At 63.4% G+C, this 14,641-nt stretch carries 14 protein-coding genes and 1 pseudogene; 10 read left to right on the top strand and 5 right to left on the bottom strand.

Annotated elements, in window-relative coordinates:
• Window positions 1-6 precede the first annotated feature (6 nt).
• Both AC1DZE_RS20475 and AC1DZE_RS20470 read right to left on the bottom strand, forming a co-directional pair.
• The gene (locus tag AC1DZE_RS20475) at window positions 7-972 is read right to left on the bottom strand and encodes an ABC transporter substrate-binding protein (protein ID WP_477670684.1); all 966 of its coding nucleotides are present in this window, start codon (window positions 970-972) and stop codon (window positions 7-9) included.
• 53 nt (window positions 973-1,025) lie between these two features.
• Window positions 1,026-2,477, bottom strand: a complete 1,452-nt coding sequence (locus AC1DZE_RS20470; protein WP_477670683.1) for an aldehyde dehydrogenase family protein — start codon at window positions 2,475-2,477, stop codon at window positions 1,026-1,028.
• A gap of 110 nt (window positions 2,478-2,587) precedes the next feature.
• Here AC1DZE_RS20470 and AC1DZE_RS20465 point away from each other — a divergent pair, with 110 nt between their 5' ends.
• Entirely contained in the window at window positions 2,588-3,547 is a 960-nt protein-coding gene (locus AC1DZE_RS20465; RefSeq protein ID WP_477670682.1) for a LysR family transcriptional regulator, read from the top strand.
• Between the two features lie 177 nt (window positions 3,548-3,724).
• Here AC1DZE_RS20465 and AC1DZE_RS20460 read toward each other — a convergent pair whose 3' ends face one another.
• Complete coding sequence (locus tag AC1DZE_RS20460) at window positions 3,725-4,537, bottom strand: SDR family NAD(P)-dependent oxidoreductase (protein ID WP_477700486.1); 813 nt, start codon at window positions 4,535-4,537, stop codon at window positions 3,725-3,727.
• Window positions 4,538-4,680: 143 nt separating this feature from the next.
• Here AC1DZE_RS20460 and AC1DZE_RS20455 point away from each other — a divergent pair, with 143 nt between their 5' ends.
• Window positions 4,681-5,595: an SMP-30/gluconolactonase/LRE family protein gene (locus tag AC1DZE_RS20455; protein WP_477671879.1), complete on the top strand. Its 915-nt coding sequence runs from the start codon at window positions 4,681-4,683 to the stop codon at window positions 5,593-5,595.
• A gap of 49 nt (window positions 5,596-5,644) precedes the next feature.
• Window positions 5,645-6,571 carry an aldose 1-epimerase gene (locus AC1DZE_RS20450; RefSeq protein WP_477671876.1) on the top strand — a complete coding sequence of 309 codons (927 nt, stop codon included), beginning with the start codon at window positions 5,645-5,647 and terminating at the stop codon, window positions 6,569-6,571.
• A 33-nt stretch (window positions 6,572-6,604) separates the two neighbouring features.
• Here AC1DZE_RS20450 and AC1DZE_RS20445 read toward each other — a convergent pair whose 3' ends face one another.
• Window positions 6,605-7,333: an IclR family transcriptional regulator gene (locus AC1DZE_RS20445; protein WP_477700485.1), complete on the bottom strand. Its 729-nt coding sequence runs from the start codon at window positions 7,331-7,333 to the stop codon at window positions 6,605-6,607.
• A 110-nt stretch (window positions 7,334-7,443) separates the two neighbouring features.
• Here AC1DZE_RS20445 and AC1DZE_RS20440 point away from each other — a divergent pair, with 110 nt between their 5' ends.
• Both AC1DZE_RS20440 and AC1DZE_RS20435 read left to right on the top strand, forming a co-directional pair.
• A complete protein-coding gene (locus AC1DZE_RS20440) occupies window positions 7,444-8,385 on the top strand; it encodes a hydroxymethylglutaryl-CoA lyase (RefSeq protein ID WP_477700484.1) in 942 nt (313 codons plus the stop codon).
• Entirely contained in the window at window positions 8,378-9,589 is a 1,212-nt protein-coding gene (locus AC1DZE_RS20435) for a CaiB/BaiF CoA transferase family protein (protein WP_477700483.1), read from the top strand. The genes AC1DZE_RS20440 and AC1DZE_RS20435 overlap by 8 nt, the downstream gene beginning before the upstream one ends.
• 38 nt (window positions 9,590-9,627) lie before the next feature.
• Here the strand turns inward: AC1DZE_RS20435 and AC1DZE_RS20430 are convergent, their stop codons facing one another.
• Entirely contained in the window at window positions 9,628-10,560 is a 933-nt protein-coding gene (locus AC1DZE_RS20430) for a LysR family transcriptional regulator (protein ID WP_477671872.1), read from the bottom strand.
• Window positions 10,561-10,661: 101 nt separating this feature from the next.
• On the opposite strand from AC1DZE_RS20430, the pseudogene AC1DZE_RS20425 reads away from it, so the two are divergent.
• The 5 genes and pseudogenes from AC1DZE_RS20425 to aroE form a co-directional block, all read left to right on the top strand.
• Window positions 10,662-11,603: pseudogene (locus tag AC1DZE_RS20425) on the top strand (ketopantoate reductase family protein); the annotation flags it as partial.
• An 18-nt stretch (window positions 11,604-11,621) separates the two neighbouring features.
• Window positions 11,622-12,032 carry a VOC family protein gene (locus tag AC1DZE_RS20420; protein WP_477671878.1) on the top strand — a complete coding sequence of 137 codons (411 nt, stop codon included), beginning with the start codon at window positions 11,622-11,624 and terminating at the stop codon, window positions 12,030-12,032.
• A gap of 10 nt (window positions 12,033-12,042) precedes the next feature.
• Window positions 12,043-12,525: a MaoC family dehydratase gene (locus tag AC1DZE_RS20415; RefSeq protein WP_477671871.1), complete on the top strand. Its 483-nt coding sequence runs from the start codon at window positions 12,043-12,045 to the stop codon at window positions 12,523-12,525.
• Between the two features lie 58 nt (window positions 12,526-12,583).
• A complete protein-coding gene (locus tag AC1DZE_RS20410) occupies window positions 12,584-13,807 on the top strand; it encodes a CaiB/BaiF CoA transferase family protein (protein WP_477671870.1) in 1,224 nt (407 codons plus the stop codon).
• Window positions 13,804-14,625 (top strand): shikimate dehydrogenase, encoded by an 822-nt coding sequence (gene aroE, locus AC1DZE_RS20405; RefSeq protein WP_477671869.1) that lies wholly within the window; start codon window positions 13,804-13,806, stop codon window positions 14,623-14,625. Before AC1DZE_RS20410 ends, aroE begins: the two co-directional genes overlap by 4 nt.
• Window positions 14,626-14,641: the final 16 nt, after the last annotated feature.

Below are 14,641 nucleotides of genomic sequence, written 5' to 3'. Positions count from 1 at the left end.
TGCTGATCAGTATTTACGCTTGGGGAATTCCTTGGCGGCTACTTCCATCGGAAAAATACCCTCTTCGGTAACGATACGTTTCTGAACGGACTTGCCGGCCTTGATGTCCTTGACTGCCGCCATCAGCTGCGGGCCCAGCAAGGGGCTGCACTCCACGGAGACATTGAGCTTGCCGGCCATCATGGCTTCGAAAGCGCCCTTGACGGCATCGATCGAGATGATGGTGATGTCCTTTGCCGGCTTCATGCCAGCCTCTTCAATCGCCTGGATCGCACCGATAGCCATGTCGTCGTTGTGCGCGAAAAGCACATTGATCTTCTTGCCTTCGGCCTTGAGGAAGGCTTCCATCACCTCCTTGCCCTTGGCCCGGGTGAAATCACCCGTCTGCGAGCGAATGATCTTGAACTTCGGGTCGGCCTTGATGATTTCTTCAAATCCTTTTTTGCGGTCAATCGCCGGCGCGGAACCCACGGTTCCCTGCAACTCAACGATGTTGACCTGGCCGCTTGTGCCCTTCATTTTTTCGACAAGCCAGCGGCCTGCCTTGCGGCCTTCCTCCACAAAGTCCGAGCCCATGAAGGAAACATACAGCGAGGTGTCTTTGACGTTCACGGAGCGGTCAGTCAGCACCACCGGAATTTTGGCGGCCTTGGCTTCACGCAAAACGGTTTCCCAGCCCGACTCGACCACGGGCGAGAACGCGATCACGTCAACCTTTTGGGCAATGAAGGAGCGGATCGCCTTGATCTGGTTTTCCTGCTTCTGCTGGGCATCGGAGAATTTGAGTTCGATGCCGGCGTCCTTGGCGGCCGATTTGATGGATTCGGTATTGGCGGTGCGCCATTCGCTCTCCGCGCCGACCTGGCTAAAGCCCAGCACGATGGGCTTTTGTGCCCATGCTGAAACCGGCAACAGGCCGGCAAGGGGGGCGCAGGCGAGTGCGACAGTGAGGGTGCGGCGATGGATCTTCATTTTGTCTCCTTGGTTGAAATGGAACTGAAAGCTCTCTGGTGATCTTCAATGGCTCAGGCTAGCACGTAACCGGTCTTGACGGTGGTGTAGAACTCGGCAGCGTAGCGGCCTTGTTCGCGTGAGCCGTAACTCGACCCCTTGCGCCCGCCGAACGGAACGTGGAAGTCGACACCCGCAGTAGGCAGGTTCACCATGGTCATGCCGACTTCTGCATGACGCTTGAAATGCATGGCGTGCTTGAGGGAAGTCGTGCAGATGCCTGCACAGAGGCCGAAGGGTGTGTCGTTGGCCAGGGCCAGCGCGTGTTCAAAGTCATCGGCCTGCAACACACATGCTATCGGCCCAAAAATCTCTTCGCGCGCAATGCGGTGTTCCGGCCGGGCCAGGAAGAGCGCCGGATTCATGTAATGCCCCGGTGTCGGGCGCTCCAGCAATTCGCCGCCCCAGACATGCTCGGCACCTTCGTTGCGCCCTATGTCCAGATACGACTGGTTCTGTTCGAGCTGGCTGCGATCAACCACCGGGCCCATTTCGATACCCCGCTCCAGCGCGTGGCCCACCTTGAGCCCGGCAATGCGGTGGCGCAGGCGCGCAACGAATGCATCGTGTACGGGCGCTTCCACGATGAGCCTGCTTGACGCGGTGCAGCGCTGGCCGGTCGAAAAGTACGAGCCTTGCACGGCGCATTCGACGGCCTGGTCAAGATCGGCATCAGCCAGTATCACCAGCGGATTTTTGCCACCCATTTCAAGCTGCACCTTGGCGCGGCGCGCGGAAGCCGACTGAAGGATGCGTTCGCCGGTTGTCACCGAGCCCGTGAAACTCAGCGCATTGACCAGGGGATGGTCGACCAGCGTTTGCCCGACTTCCCGGCCGCTTCCCATGACAAGGTTGAAGACGCCCGCAGGCAGCCCGCAGCGGCTGATGATTTCGGCCAGAGCCCAACCGCAGGTGGGCACCAGCTCGGCCGGTTTGAAAATCACCGTGTTCCCATAGGCCAGTGCCGGCGCGATTTTCCAGGCCGGAATCGCCAGCGGGAAATTCCATGGCGCGATGATTCCCACCACGCCGACAGGTTCACGCGTCACGTCGACCTGAATGCCGGGCCGGACCGATGCCATGGTCTCCCCCTGAACACGCAATGCTTCGCCTGCGAAAAACTTGAATATCTGGCCGGCCCGTGCCGCTTCGCCCACGCCTTCGGGCAAGGTTTTTCCTTCTTCCCGTGACAGCAGCATGCCCAGCTCATCTTTTCGCGCCAGGATCTCGCTGCCGATCTGGTCAAGTACATCAGCCCGGCGTTGCGGCGTGCTGTGACTCCAGTGCGGCAATGCCTCGGCTGCGGCCCGGATCGCAAGTTCGGTCTGGTTGCGGTCGGCACGTGCGTACTCGCTGACCACCTCCCGGGTATCCGAGGGGTTGGTGCTGGTGCCCGTGGTAGTGCCGGTTTCCCAGCGCCCATTGATATAGTGCCGGGCGTTTTGTTGCAGTTCGCCAAATTTCATGAGAGTGAGAGCCTCGTCTTCATAGCGCTGCAGTCTAGAATTAATTTTGATATCAATCCAATCGTTTTTTTGACAAAATAGATATCGTTCTACGCATTCTGGAAAACCCGATGAGCACCTACAACCACTGGTTCATACGCGCACGGCTCAAAACAAGGCAATTGCTGTTACTGGTTGCACTGGCCGAAGAAGGCAATATTCATCGCGCAGCGCAGGTTCTCAGCATGACCCAGCCGGCGGCGTCCAAGTTGCTCAAGGATCTGGAAGATGTTCTGGAGGTACAGCTTTTTGAGCGCTTGCCCCGGGGCATGCGGCCAACCTGGTATGGCGAAACCATGATCCGGCATGCGCGCATGGCACTGGCCAGCCTGAACCAGGCACATGACGAGCTGACCGCACTCAAAACCGGCCACTTCGGCCAGGTCGGCATCGGCGCCATCACGTCGCCGGGCCTGGCCTTGTTGCCGTCTGCGGTGGCCGTGGTCAAACAGGAGCACCCGAGCCTGCGCATTTCGCTGGATATCGAAACCAGCCCGGTGCTGCTGGAGCGGCTGGAGCAGGGCAAGCTCGACATCCTGGTGGCACGCCTCTTTGCCGAACACGACAAGACCAATTTGCGCTATGAGCCCCTGGTCGAGGAGCCGGTGTGCGCCATGGCGAGGCCGGGACATCCACTGCTGGGTGTGTCTGGCCTCACCCTGCGCGACGTGGTGGCCGCCGCCTGGATTGTGCCGCCCGCGGGCAGCGTCCTGCGGCACCGGTTCGAGCTGATGTTCCGCGAGGATGGGCTTGCTCCACCCATCAACGTGGTGGAGTCTTCAGCCCTGCTTTTCATCACGCGCATGCTGCAGCAAAGCGACATGGTGGCCGTGGTCGCGGCCGATGTGGCGCGGTATTACGCCGCGCACGGTATCGTCTCGGTACTGCCGCTGGACATGCCCTGTCACATGGACGCCTTCGGCATCATTACCCGCACCGACCGGCTGCCATCGCCAGCCGCCAAGGTCATGATGAAAGCGCTGAAGACAGCGAGCCTGACACTCTATGGCCGCAGGCTGGAGATGGACTAAAAGTCTTCGCGACTCAGGCCAAGGACACCGCGGAACCGGCTTTGCCGGGCCGCCAGTGTCGCCCCCTGAGGGGCTGAGAGCCGCGGCTCCAAGCCTGCCCGCGCAGGCTTGGACGGCTCCGAAGAGCCGTCGCGTCTGGCGGCGGTACGGGGCGCCGAAGGCGCCCCGGGGGGATTGTTAAACCCAGCCGGCATCCACCGTGAACTCCTGCGCTGTGCACATGGCGGCGTCATCGGATGCCAGGAACAGCACCATGCGCGCGATGTCGTGGGGCAGCAGCTTGTCGGGCAGGCATTGGTTGCGCTGGAGTTCCTTCTCGCCTTCGGCATCCAGCCAGAGCTTGATCTGCCGCTCGGTCATGACCCAGCCCGGCGACACGGTGTTGATGCGGATGCGGTCCCGGCCCAGCGTTTTCGCGAGGCCGCGCGTCAGGCCGTTCACCGAAGATTTGGCGATGGCATAACAAGGGTAGCCTGCGCCCTTGCCTTGCCAGCCGGTGGAGCCCAGGTTGATGATGGAGCCGGCGCCGAGGCGCTGCATGCCCGGCACCACCGACTGGATTGCAAAGAAGGCGGGCCGTTCATTGATCGCGATGCGGTCGTCGTAGTAGGCGGGCGTTACAGACTCCAGGCTGTGGCGGTCATCGCTGGCAACATTGTTGACCAGCACCGAAAAGTCGCCCAGCGTGCTTGCTGCGTCGGTGATTGCCGACTGCAGCGCGGCCACGTCCCGCACATCGCAGGCGCGCCACCATGGGCGGGCGTGCCCCGCATCTGCCAGCTCCTGCGCAAGCGCTTCACTGGCCTCCTTCGCGACATCGATGAAGGCAACGCGCGCGCCCTGCTGCGCAAAGGCTGTCACGATGGCGGCGCCTATGCCGCTGCCTCCGCCGGTGACAAATACCGACCGCTTGTTCAGGCTGGGAAAGACGGAGAGGGTCTCGCTTGCGGGAGCGGCACGCATGGGGGCAGAGCTGGAAATGTTTGACATTGCAAGTTGTGTATCAATTAATATAAAAAGAATAAGTTTCCAACATCACTATGCATTGATATCATCCACCGCGTCAAGAGGCCACCGCACAGCCCCGCAATACGGAGACATTAGTGACATTGATTCCAGACACACCCGCGGGCATGCATCAGCAGCGGCCGGCCATGTTGGTCCCCGGCAAGGTGCATTGCGTCCATCCGGCGGGCGCCCTGCTGGGTGAGGGTACCTTGTGGTCGCCGCGGGAGCAATCCCTGTATTGGGTGGACATTCTTGGCTGCCGCCTGCACCGCTTTCACCCCGCCACCGGCGCGCGCAGCAGCTGGGCCTTTGACGAGGAAATTTCCGCGCTGGCCGAGCGGGCGCATGCGCCCGGTCTGATCGTGACCCTGCGGCGCGGCTTCGCGCTGTTTGACCCCGCTTTGGGCGGCGAACCACACTACCTGCACCAACCCGAGGCTACGTTGCCGGGCAATCGCTTCAACGATGGCAAGTGCGATGCGCAAGGCCGCTTTTGGGCGGGGACGATGGACTTTGACTGCGTGGCCCCCACCGGCGCGCTGTATCGCTATGACCCTGATGGCCGCTGCACGCGCCATGAAGAAGGTTTTGCGGTGACCAACGGCCCCACCTGGTCCGCCGACGGTCGCACCCTGTATTTCAACGATACCGTCAATGGCCGCATCCATGCGTATGACTTCGACAGCGCGGCGGGAACCTTGTCAGGCGGCAAGCGCCTGTGGCTGGCTTTTGCGGCCGGCGACGGCGTACCCGACGGCATGACCACCGACGCCGCCGGCCGCCTGTGGATTGCCCATTGGGGCGGTGCCTGCATCAGCTGCCATGACCCGGTCACTGCACAGGAGCTGTGCCGCGTGCCGCTGCCGACAAGCCATGTGACCAACTGCGCCTTTGGCGGGCCGGACATGCGCACGCTTTTCATCAGCACGGCACGCACCGGGCTGACGCCCGCGCAGCTCGCAGACCAGCCGCTGGCCGGCGGCCTGTTCGCGGTGGCGATTGACAGTCCGGGTCTGCCTGCCGGTTTGTTCGGCGCCTGATATCACGAACAAAACACCATCTACCTGCCCTCACCGTGAAAGATCTTCAATGACCGATTCCGCACATCCTGTAGTCTGGCTGCGCCACGCCGGCCAACGCCTGGGACTGGTTCCCTCGCTCGGCGGCAGTGTGGCTGCCTGGCAGCTTGACCGTCCGCAAGGGCCGCTGGACCTCTGGCGGCCTTGGGACGGCAAAACGGACGATCTCTACCAGACCGCTTCGTTTGCCATGGTGCCGTGGTCCAACCGCATCAGCGGTGGCGGCTTCACGCATGAGGGGCAATTTCACGCCATGCGCCCGAATCGCGCGGGGGAGCCCTATCCCATTCATGGCGACGGCTGGTTGCAGCCATGGCAGGTTTCGCAGCCGGCTGCCGACACCCTGGTGATGACGCTGGTGTCGTATGGGTTCGACGGCAACCCCTATGACTACGAAGCCGTGCAGACCTTCCGGCTGGTTGATGGTGGGCTGAACCAGAAGCTGCAGGTGCGTCACCTGGGCGTCAAGCCGCTGCCGTATGGTTTGGGCGTGCATCCCTGGTTTCCCCGCACCCCGCAAACACGGATTACCGCGCAGGTAGAGGGCCTCTGGCTCTGCGGTGACGATCCGCTGCCGGTTGCGCACACGACCGACTTTCCGGCAAGCTGGAACCTGAACGAAGGTGCGCCAGCCAACGGCCCGCTCATCGACAACGGCTACACAGGCTGGGGTGGCAAGGCCAGCATCGCATGGCCCGAGCTGGGCCTGCAGGTCACGGCCAGCATGCCGGACTTCGCGCGCGACGGCGGTGCTGCACAGCACTTCTGCCTGGTTTACCGGCCGCCGCAAGGCCCCGCGTTTTGTTTTGAGCCCATCACGCAGCCCATCGACGCCTTTCATCTGCCGGGGCAGCCAGGCCTGCGCGAGCTGGGGCCCGGGGAGCAGTTCTCGCTCAACATCCAGTGGCGCATCGAATCCACCGCCGCGCAGGGCTGAACGGCAATACAGGCTTAGACCGCGAACAGATGCTTAAACCAGGCCAGTCAGGCGGCGGGCTGCTTCGAGTACCGGTTTGACGTGGCGTTCTCTGTAACGGGTGTCGGGCATGGTCAGCGTCAGCGCGCCTGCCAGTGCGCCGCCAGCCCCAAACACCGGCGCTGAAATGCCTGCTACCTCGGCCAGGCGGTCACCCACGGCCGTGTAGTAACCCTGTTCGCGGATTCTGGCGTACAGCTGACGGTCTTTTGAGCCACCAGCCCTTACCCGTTCTGCGCCAAACGCTATCAAAATGCGAGCACCTGTGCCGCGGTCGGCGGGTAGCAGGTCGCCGGCCTTGATGTGGTCGCGGATCGGATGCGGCGAGTCCACGCGGTACAGGCACAGGCGGGCCTCCCCCTGGCGCACATGGTAGGCCGCGCTCTCGCCAGTGGCTGCCACCAGTTCACGCAGCACCGGCAGCACCACGCGGTCCAGCGAAAACGAGGCGGCGTAAACACCGTGCAGGCGCGCCACCTCGGCGCCCAGTGCGTAGCGGCCGTCGCCGAGTTTCTGGACCAGCCTCGCATGCTCCAGCGAAGCCAGCAGCCGCAGCACCGTGCTCTTGTAAAGCTGCGTGCGCTCCGCCAACTCTCCCAGGCCCAGTGAGATGTCGCCCGCCCTGAAGGCCGACAGCAGCGACAGGGCGCGGTCCACTGCCGCGGCACCGCCGGGAGCGGCATGGGCGTCTGCAACGGATTCGGTCTGGGCTTTGCGCGGCATGGCTCGATCTCCTGGGCTTTCGTGCCGGTTGCCTGCTTGACAGTGCTTGCAACCTGCTTCATCATTCCATCAGAAAGAATATAGTTCTATCTTACAGAATACCGGAAACGATGCAAACCACCCAGCCCAGCCAGGTGCTGATCAGTGAAGTCGGCCCGCGCGACGGCCTTCAAAGTGTTTCCCGCACCATGGCAACCGCCGACAAGCTGCGCTGGATCACCGCCCTGCATGCGGCCGGCCTTCGCGAGATTGAAGTGGGTTCGTTTGTTCCCGCCAGACTGCTGCCGCAAATGGCCGACGTGGCCGAGGTCGTGCGGCATGCGCTCACCCTGCCCGGCCTCACCGTGATGGCCCTGGTACCCAACCGCCGCGGCGCTGAAGCAGCACTGCAGGCCGGCGTGCACAAGCTGACCATGCCGGTGTCGGCCAGCGCGGCGCATTCGCTGGCCAATGTGCGCAAGACGCGCGAAGAGATGGTCGAAGAAGTGCGGGCCATTGCCGGCCTGCGCCGTGAGCTTGCACCGCAGGTCAAGCTGGAGGCCGCCATCTCGACAGCGTTCGGCTGCACGCTGCAGGGCGTAGTGCCTGAAGACGATGTGATCCGGCTGGCCGCCCAATGCGTCGCTGCCGGTGCTGATGAGTCGGGTTTGTCGGACACGGTCGGTTATGCCAACCCCGCGCAGGTGCGCCGCCTCTTCAGGCGCCTGCGCGCCGAGCTTGGCAACAAGGCAGGCGCTGCGCATATGCACAACACGCGTGGCCTGGGCCTGGCCAACTGCCTGGCTGCGTATGAAGAGGGCGTGCGCACCTTCGATGCTTCGCTGGGCGGCCTGGGCGGCTGCCCCTATGCACCGGGCGCGTCGGGCAATGTGGTCACTGAAGACCTGGTTTTCATGTTTGAAGCCATGGGCATTTCCACGGGTGTGGACCTTGCAAAACTGATGGCTGCGCGCGAGCCGCTCAAGGCCGGATTGCCGGGCGAACCGCTTTATGGCATGACGCCCGAAGCGGGCCTCCCCAAAGACTTTGTACAAGGACGTTTGCATGGCTGAAGCCAGCGTATCCGGCGAACAAGGCCTGCCCTATGCAGGCCTGCGAGTCGTCGAATTCACCCATATGGTCATGGGCCCGACCTGCGGCATGCTGCTGGCCGACCTGGGAGCCGAAGTCATCAAGGTCGAGCCGATCATGGGAGACAACACCCGCAAGCTGCTCGGCTCCGGTGCGGGATTTTTCCCCCTGTTCAACCGCAACAAAAAAAGCATCGCCGTCGACCTGCAGACACCCGAGGGCCGCGAGCTGGTGCTCAAGCTGGTTGCCACGGCCGACATCGTCAGCGAGAACTTCAAGCCCGGCACCATGAAGAAGCTTGGCCTGGATTACGCCAGTCTTTCGCAGCTCAACGAGCGCTTGATCTATGTCAGCCATAAAGGCTTTCTGCCGGGGCCCTACGACCACCGCACCGCCCTCGACGAAGTGGTGCAGATGATGGGTGGCCTGGCCTACATGACGGGCCGCGCTGGCGACCCGCTGCGTGCCGGCAGCAGCGTCAACGACATCATGGGTGGCATGTTCGGCGCCATAGGTGCCATGGCCGCACTGGCCGCACGCGAGAAGACGGGCAAGGGCCAAGAGGTGCAGGCCGCGCTGTTTGAAAACAATGTCTTTCTGGTGGCCCAGCACATGATGCAGTTTGCCGTGACCGGCCAGCCTGCCGCACCCATGCCCAGTCGCATTTCGGCCTGGGCGATCTACGACGTGTTCACGGTCAGGGACGGCGAGCAGATTTTCCTGGCCGTGGTCAGCGACACGCAGTGGGCCGTTTTCTGTGAGGCCTTTGGGCTGCAAGAGCTGCGGGCCGACCCGCGGCTGCTGACCAACAACGAGCGCGTACTTGCGCGCGAGTGGCTGATGCCCCTGCTGCGCTCGCACCTGGCCGGGCACAGCGCCTCCGAACTGGGCGCTGTGTTTGAAAAGCATGCGTTGCCCTTTGCGCCCATCACCCGGCCGCAGGATTTGTTTGACGATCCGCACCTCAAGGCCACGGGCGGGCTGGCGCCCATCACCTTGACTGACGGCGCCCGCGCGGGACAGGAAAGCGCCACCGTGCTGCTGCCGCTGACCCTGGGCGGCAAACGTCCCGGGGTGCGCCTGAACCCGCCCAGGCTGGGCGAGCACACGCGCGAACTGCTGCAGGAGCTCGGTTATGACGAGGACGCCATCCAGGCTCTGCAAGCCAACCGGGTGACGCGCTGAGTTTTGTTGCTATAAAAAATGTAGCTACTCGCGCACAGCTATAAAGGGCTGGTGGCACTTTTCATAAACAACTCGGCACACACGCTGCGCAGCCAGCGGGAGGCCGGGTCGTGGTGGTAGCGGGCATGCCAGTGTTGCTTCACGGTAAATCCGGGAATCGCCAGCGGGCAGGGCAGCACCTGGAGGCCGGCGGCGCGGGCCAGGGTTTCGCCGATGTGGCGCGGCAGCGTGGCGATCAGGTCGGTGGTGGACAAAATGGCCGAGAGGCCCAGAAAGCCCGGCAGCTCCAGCAGCACCCGGCGTGAGATGTTTTGTGACGCCAGGGCACTGTCCAGCAGCTGGTAGCCCGTGCCTGAGCTGATGCCGATATGTGCCTCAGCCTGGTAGACCGACAGGCTCCAGTCGGCGCCCAATTCGCTGCCCACCCGCGGATGCCGGGCATTGGCCAGGCAAATCCAGTCCTGACCGTACAGCGTCTGCTGGTAGAAGCCGGTGTCGAGCCAGGGCAGAAAGCCGACAGCCAGATCGGCCTCGCCTGCTTGCAGGGCATGCGCCAGGCCGGCATCGATACGCGCGGCTTCCAGCGCCACGCCCGGCGCCACCGCCCGCACGTGGGACAGCAGCCGGGGCAACAGCGTGACGTGGCTGGCGTCGGTCATGCAGATGCGAAAGCGCCGCTGCGCCGTAGACGGTTCAAAGGCAGCCTCTGACTGGGCCAGCCGCTGCAACCCGCCCAGCACTTCGCGCACCGTGGCAATCAGCATATCGGTGCGCGGCGTGGGCAGCATCCCCTCGGCCGTGCGCACAAACAGCGGGTCGCCAAGCTGCTTGCGCAGGCGCGCCAGCCAGATGCTGACCGTGGGCTGGCTTTGCCCCAGGGCCTCGGCCGACCGGGTGACGCTGCGGGTGGTGTAGAGCTGGTCCAGCAGCCGCAGCAGCTTGATGTCCAGCAGATCCAGGTCTTTTTCCATACTTCTATTGTTATACGCAATGATTAGTATTGCCTTCATTGCATGGACGACATGGGTGGGTCCACCCAGAATTCGCTCCTGAATCACGAAGGAGTTGTGCAGTGAAGATTTGTGTTCTGGGGGCCGGCGCGCTGGGCAGTGCACTGGGCGGCGTGCTGACGGAGGCGGGCCACGAGGTCTGGCTCATCAACCGCAATGCTGCGCAGGTCGAGGCCCTGAACAGCCGCGGGCTGATCCTGCGCGATGGCGGCATAGACCGTTGCGTGCAGGTGCATGCCGCGATCTCCGCCACGGGCGTGGCCATGGACACCGGTGCGGTGGACCTGGTGATCGTGCTGGTCAAGTCCTTCGACACCCGCCCGGCCATGGAGGCAGCCTTGTCGCTGCTTGGGCCGGACACGGTCGTTCTGTCGCTGCAAAACGGGCTGGGACACGAAGACATCCTGGGCAGCATCGTGGGCCGCGAGCGTGTGCTGGCCGGCAAAACTTATGCGGGCGGCACGCAGCTCGGCGCCGGGCATGTGCTGATTGGAACGCGCGGCAAGGACACCCACCTGGGCGAACTGGACGGCCGCATCACGGAGCGCGTGCAGCGCATTGCCGCCGCCTTCAACGCCGCCGGGCTCGACACCACCGTCAGCCGCAACATCATCGGCACCATCTGGGACAAGCTGCTGGTCAATGTGGCCACCGGCGCTGTCAGCGCCGCCACGCGCCTGCCCTATGGCGAGATGTACCAGGTGCCCGAGCTTGAGGCCTGCGGCATTGCGGCCGTGGCCGAAGCAATGGCGGTGGCGAAAGCCAGCGGCATCACGCTGGCCACCACCGACCCGCGCCAGCCGTGGGTCAAGGCGGGCGAGGGCCTGCCCTACGCCTTCAAGACCTCGATGCTGCAAAGCCTGGAGAAGGGCTCAATCACCGAGATCGACTTTGTGAACGGTGCGGTGGTGCACCAGGGCGCGAAATGCGGCGTACCCACGCCCGTCAACCAGGCCCTGGTGGCCTGCATCAAGGGTATTGAGCGCGCACAGCCTCGTCAACGCGATTCAAAAGAGCACACCATGGCCCCTCACAAACAAAAATCCTATGTAGAACACGTTGCGGTACGCGTCAAAGACATCCGGTGGCACATCAACTTCTTCCTGGAGGTGCTGGGCATGGATGCGCGCGAGGTCGACGGACCCGCCGACGCACCGCACCAATACTGGACGATCGGTGGCCTGCAGCTCATGAGTACGCCCGGCTTTGCCGCGCCGCCGTCCAACGACGCTGGCTGGCTGGCGCATCTGGGCATCATGGTTGACGACCTGGAGGCCGCCTTGACCGAGGCGAAGGCATGGGGCGTCAAGCAACTGCCCCAGGACCGCAACTGGCTGCAGCTGCCCGATGGCCTGGCCGTCGAGCTGATCCAGGCCAGCACCGGCAGCGTGTCTGCTGTATTGGCCGTCAATCCCAGAGCCACCACAGTCTGAAAGGCACCTCATGCCCAACCCCAACATCCAGTTCGCCACGCCGGAAAAATACTGGGACGACGCCAAGGTCGGCGACGAGTGCACCAGCCCGTCCTACACCTTCACCGCCGCGCGCATTGATGCCTACGCCGAACTCACGGGCGACTTCACGCCGGTGCATGTGGATGAGGACTACGCCAATGCCTCGCACTTCGGTTGCCGCGTTGCGCACGGCCTGATGGGGCTGTCGGTTGCCGACGGTCTGAAAACCCAGAGCGAATACCGCTTCCTGCCCGGCATGTCGCTGGGTTGGACCTGGGACTTCCTGCTACCCATCAAAGTCAATGACACGCTGCACGTGAAGTTTCGTGTGGCCAGCATGCGGCCTTCCAAAAGCAAGCCGGGCTGGGGCATCGTGGTGCTGCCGGCCGAGCTGATCAACCAGGCCGGGCAGGTGGTGCAAAAGGGCGAGCACCGCCTGATGGTGCCGCGCCGGTCATCGTCTGAAGAATGACTTGCTATTAAAAACATAGCTGCTTGCGCCCGATATACAAGGACGAACTCAGGTTTTTATGGATAAAACTACACAGGCGCTGCCGCTGGCGGGCATCCGCGTCGTCGATTACAGCCATTTCCTGGCCGGGCCCTATTTGTCGCGCTGCCTGGCAGCCATGGGCGCAGACGTCATCAAGGTCGAGCGGCCCAAGGAGGGGGATGCGGGACGCGCCCACGCTTACTTCATCAAGGGACAAAGCGGCTACTTTTTGCAGCAGAACATGGGCAAGAAGGGTTTGTGCATCAACCTCAAGGACCCGCGCGGCCTGGAAATGATGCACAAGCTCACCGACGCAGCTGATGTGTTCGTCGAGAACTACCGCCCAGGCGCATTGAAAAAACTCGGCCTGGGCTACGAAGAGCTGTCCGGGCGCAACCCTGGCCTGGTGTACTGCTCGATTTCCGCCTATGGCCATACCGGCCCCGACGCGCACCGTGCTGGCTTCGGCCTGATTGCCGAGGCCAAGAGCGGCATCATGGCGATGGTCGGCGAGCCCGGCGGCGTGCCGCCGCTGCTGCGCGTTTCACTGGGTGACATGTACACCGGCATCCACGGCGTGGCGGCGGTATGTGCCGCACTGCTGGGCCGCATCAAGTCGGGCAGGGGCCAGCATATTGACTTGTCCCTGTACGACTGCCTGGTGTCCATGCACGACTATGCGGTGCAGTGCTACACCCTCTCGGGCGGCAAGGAAATTCCGCAGCAAACCGGCCACGACATGCCGCAAAGCACGCTGTACGGCGTGTTTGCCGCCAGCGACGGCTACCTCGTGATTGCCGCGCAGGTCGACGACGCCTGGAAGCGTTTTGCCCTGCTGATCGGCGGTGAAGCACTGGCGCTTGATGCGCGCTTTCACAGCGCTGCGGGGCGCAATGAGAACCGTGCAGAAATACTCGCCCTGGCGAAAGGCTGGGTAGCGGGCCGCACTGTGGCCGAATGCCTGGCCGCGCTGGACGCGATTGATGTACCCAGCGCCAAAGTGCAGAACATCGAGGAAGTGCTGAACGACCCGCAAATTCAGGCACGCAACATGGTGATTGAGCAAGACCACCCGGTGCTGGGAAAAATACGCCTGCCCAACCTGCCTTTCAGGTTTTCGGAGTGCGACACCTCGCCTGCCTGCGTTGCACCCGGCATGGGCCAACATAACCGCGAGATCGCCGCGAGCGTCGGTTATAGCGCTGCCGACATTGACGCGATGGAGCGCGACGGCGTGCTGTATGCAGAGGTGCAGCCATGACCGACCGCTATGCCGTCATCGGTAACCCGATAGGGTTCAGCAAATCGCCGCTGATCCACGGCATGTTCGCGCAGGCTAGCAGGCAGGACATGGAATACACGGCTATCGAAGGGCCGCCAGGCGGGTTCAACGGCGCCGTGGATGCCTTCCGCGCTCTGGGCGGCAAAGGCATGAACATTACCGCGCCCTTCAAGCTCGACGCCTTTGCCTATGCCACCGAACGCTCGGAGCGGGCGCAGCTCGCGGGGGCAGCCAATGCCATGAAGTTTGAAGGCACACGCGTGATTGCCGAAAACTTCGACGGCGTTGGCCTGGTGCGCGACGTCACGCACAACCTGGGCTGCCAGCTGCAAGGCAAACGCGTGCTGCTGCTGGGCGCCGGCGGAGCGGCCCGGGGCGCGTTGCTGCCGTTTCTCGCGCAGGCCCCGGTCGAACTGGTGATTGCCAACCGCACGGTTGCCAGGGCACATGAACTACAGGCCATGGGCGCGGCCCAGGCAAACGTCCGCGGCTGCGGCTATCCGGATCTGGCGGGGCAGACCTTTGACGTGGTGTTCAATGCCACCTCAGCAAGCCTGCGCGCCGAACTGCCGCCGGTGCCGGCGAGCGTGTTCGCTCCCGATTGCCTGGCCTACGAACTGGCGTACGGCAAAGGGCTCACGCCGTTTTTGCGCCTGGCGCAAAACGCGGGAACCCGGCGGCTGGCCGATGGCGTGGGCATGCTGGTGGAGCAGGCAGCCGAAGCCTTTGCATGGTGGCGCGGCGTGCGGCCCGACACACGCGCCGCGATTGAACGCATCACCATTGCGCTGGTATGACATGAGCTCAGCCTGC

Source organism: Polaromonas sp. P1_F1 (assembly GCF_056405795.1).
The sequence above is the reverse complement of the archived record's forward strand: the minus strand, read 5'-3'. Positions and strand labels throughout refer to the sequence as shown.

Excerpts from the sequence above, each read along its gene's own strand:
- AC1DZE_RS20475 (WP_477670684.1), bottom strand. The coding sequence starts at position 972 with ATGAAGATCCATCGCCGCACCCTCACTGTCGCACTCGCCTGCGCCCCC.
- AC1DZE_RS20470 (WP_477670683.1), bottom strand. The coding sequence starts at position 2,477 with ATGAAATTTGGCGAACTGCAACAAAACGCCCGGCACTATATCAATGGG.
- AC1DZE_RS20465 (WP_477670682.1), top strand. The coding sequence starts at position 2,588 with ATGAGCACCTACAACCACTGGTTCATACGCGCACGGCTCAAAACAAGG.
- AC1DZE_RS20460 (WP_477700486.1), bottom strand. The coding sequence starts at position 4,537 with ATGTCAAACATTTCCAGCTCTGCCCCCATGCGTGCCGCTCCCGCAAGC.
- AC1DZE_RS20455 (WP_477671879.1), top strand. The coding sequence starts at position 4,681 with ATGCATCAGCAGCGGCCGGCCATGTTGGTCCCCGGCAAGGTGCATTGC.
- AC1DZE_RS20450 (WP_477671876.1), top strand. The coding sequence starts at position 5,645 with ATGACCGATTCCGCACATCCTGTAGTCTGGCTGCGCCACGCCGGCCAA.
- AC1DZE_RS20445 (WP_477700485.1), bottom strand. The coding sequence starts at position 7,333 with ATGCCGCGCAAAGCCCAGACCGAATCCGTTGCAGACGCCCATGCCGCT.
- AC1DZE_RS20440 (WP_477700484.1), top strand. The coding sequence starts at position 7,444 with ATGCAAACCACCCAGCCCAGCCAGGTGCTGATCAGTGAAGTCGGCCCG.
- AC1DZE_RS20435 (WP_477700483.1), top strand. The coding sequence starts at position 8,378 with ATGGCTGAAGCCAGCGTATCCGGCGAACAAGGCCTGCCCTATGCAGGC.
- AC1DZE_RS20430 (WP_477671872.1), bottom strand. The coding sequence starts at position 10,560 with ATGGAAAAAGACCTGGATCTGCTGGACATCAAGCTGCTGCGGCTGCTG.
- AC1DZE_RS20420 (WP_477671878.1), top strand. The coding sequence starts at position 11,622 with ATGGCCCCTCACAAACAAAAATCCTATGTAGAACACGTTGCGGTACGC.
- AC1DZE_RS20415 (WP_477671871.1), top strand. The coding sequence starts at position 12,043 with ATGCCCAACCCCAACATCCAGTTCGCCACGCCGGAAAAATACTGGGAC.
- AC1DZE_RS20410 (WP_477671870.1), top strand. The coding sequence starts at position 12,584 with ATGGATAAAACTACACAGGCGCTGCCGCTGGCGGGCATCCGCGTCGTC.
- aroE (WP_477671869.1), top strand. The coding sequence starts at position 13,804 with ATGACCGACCGCTATGCCGTCATCGGTAACCCGATAGGGTTCAGCAAA.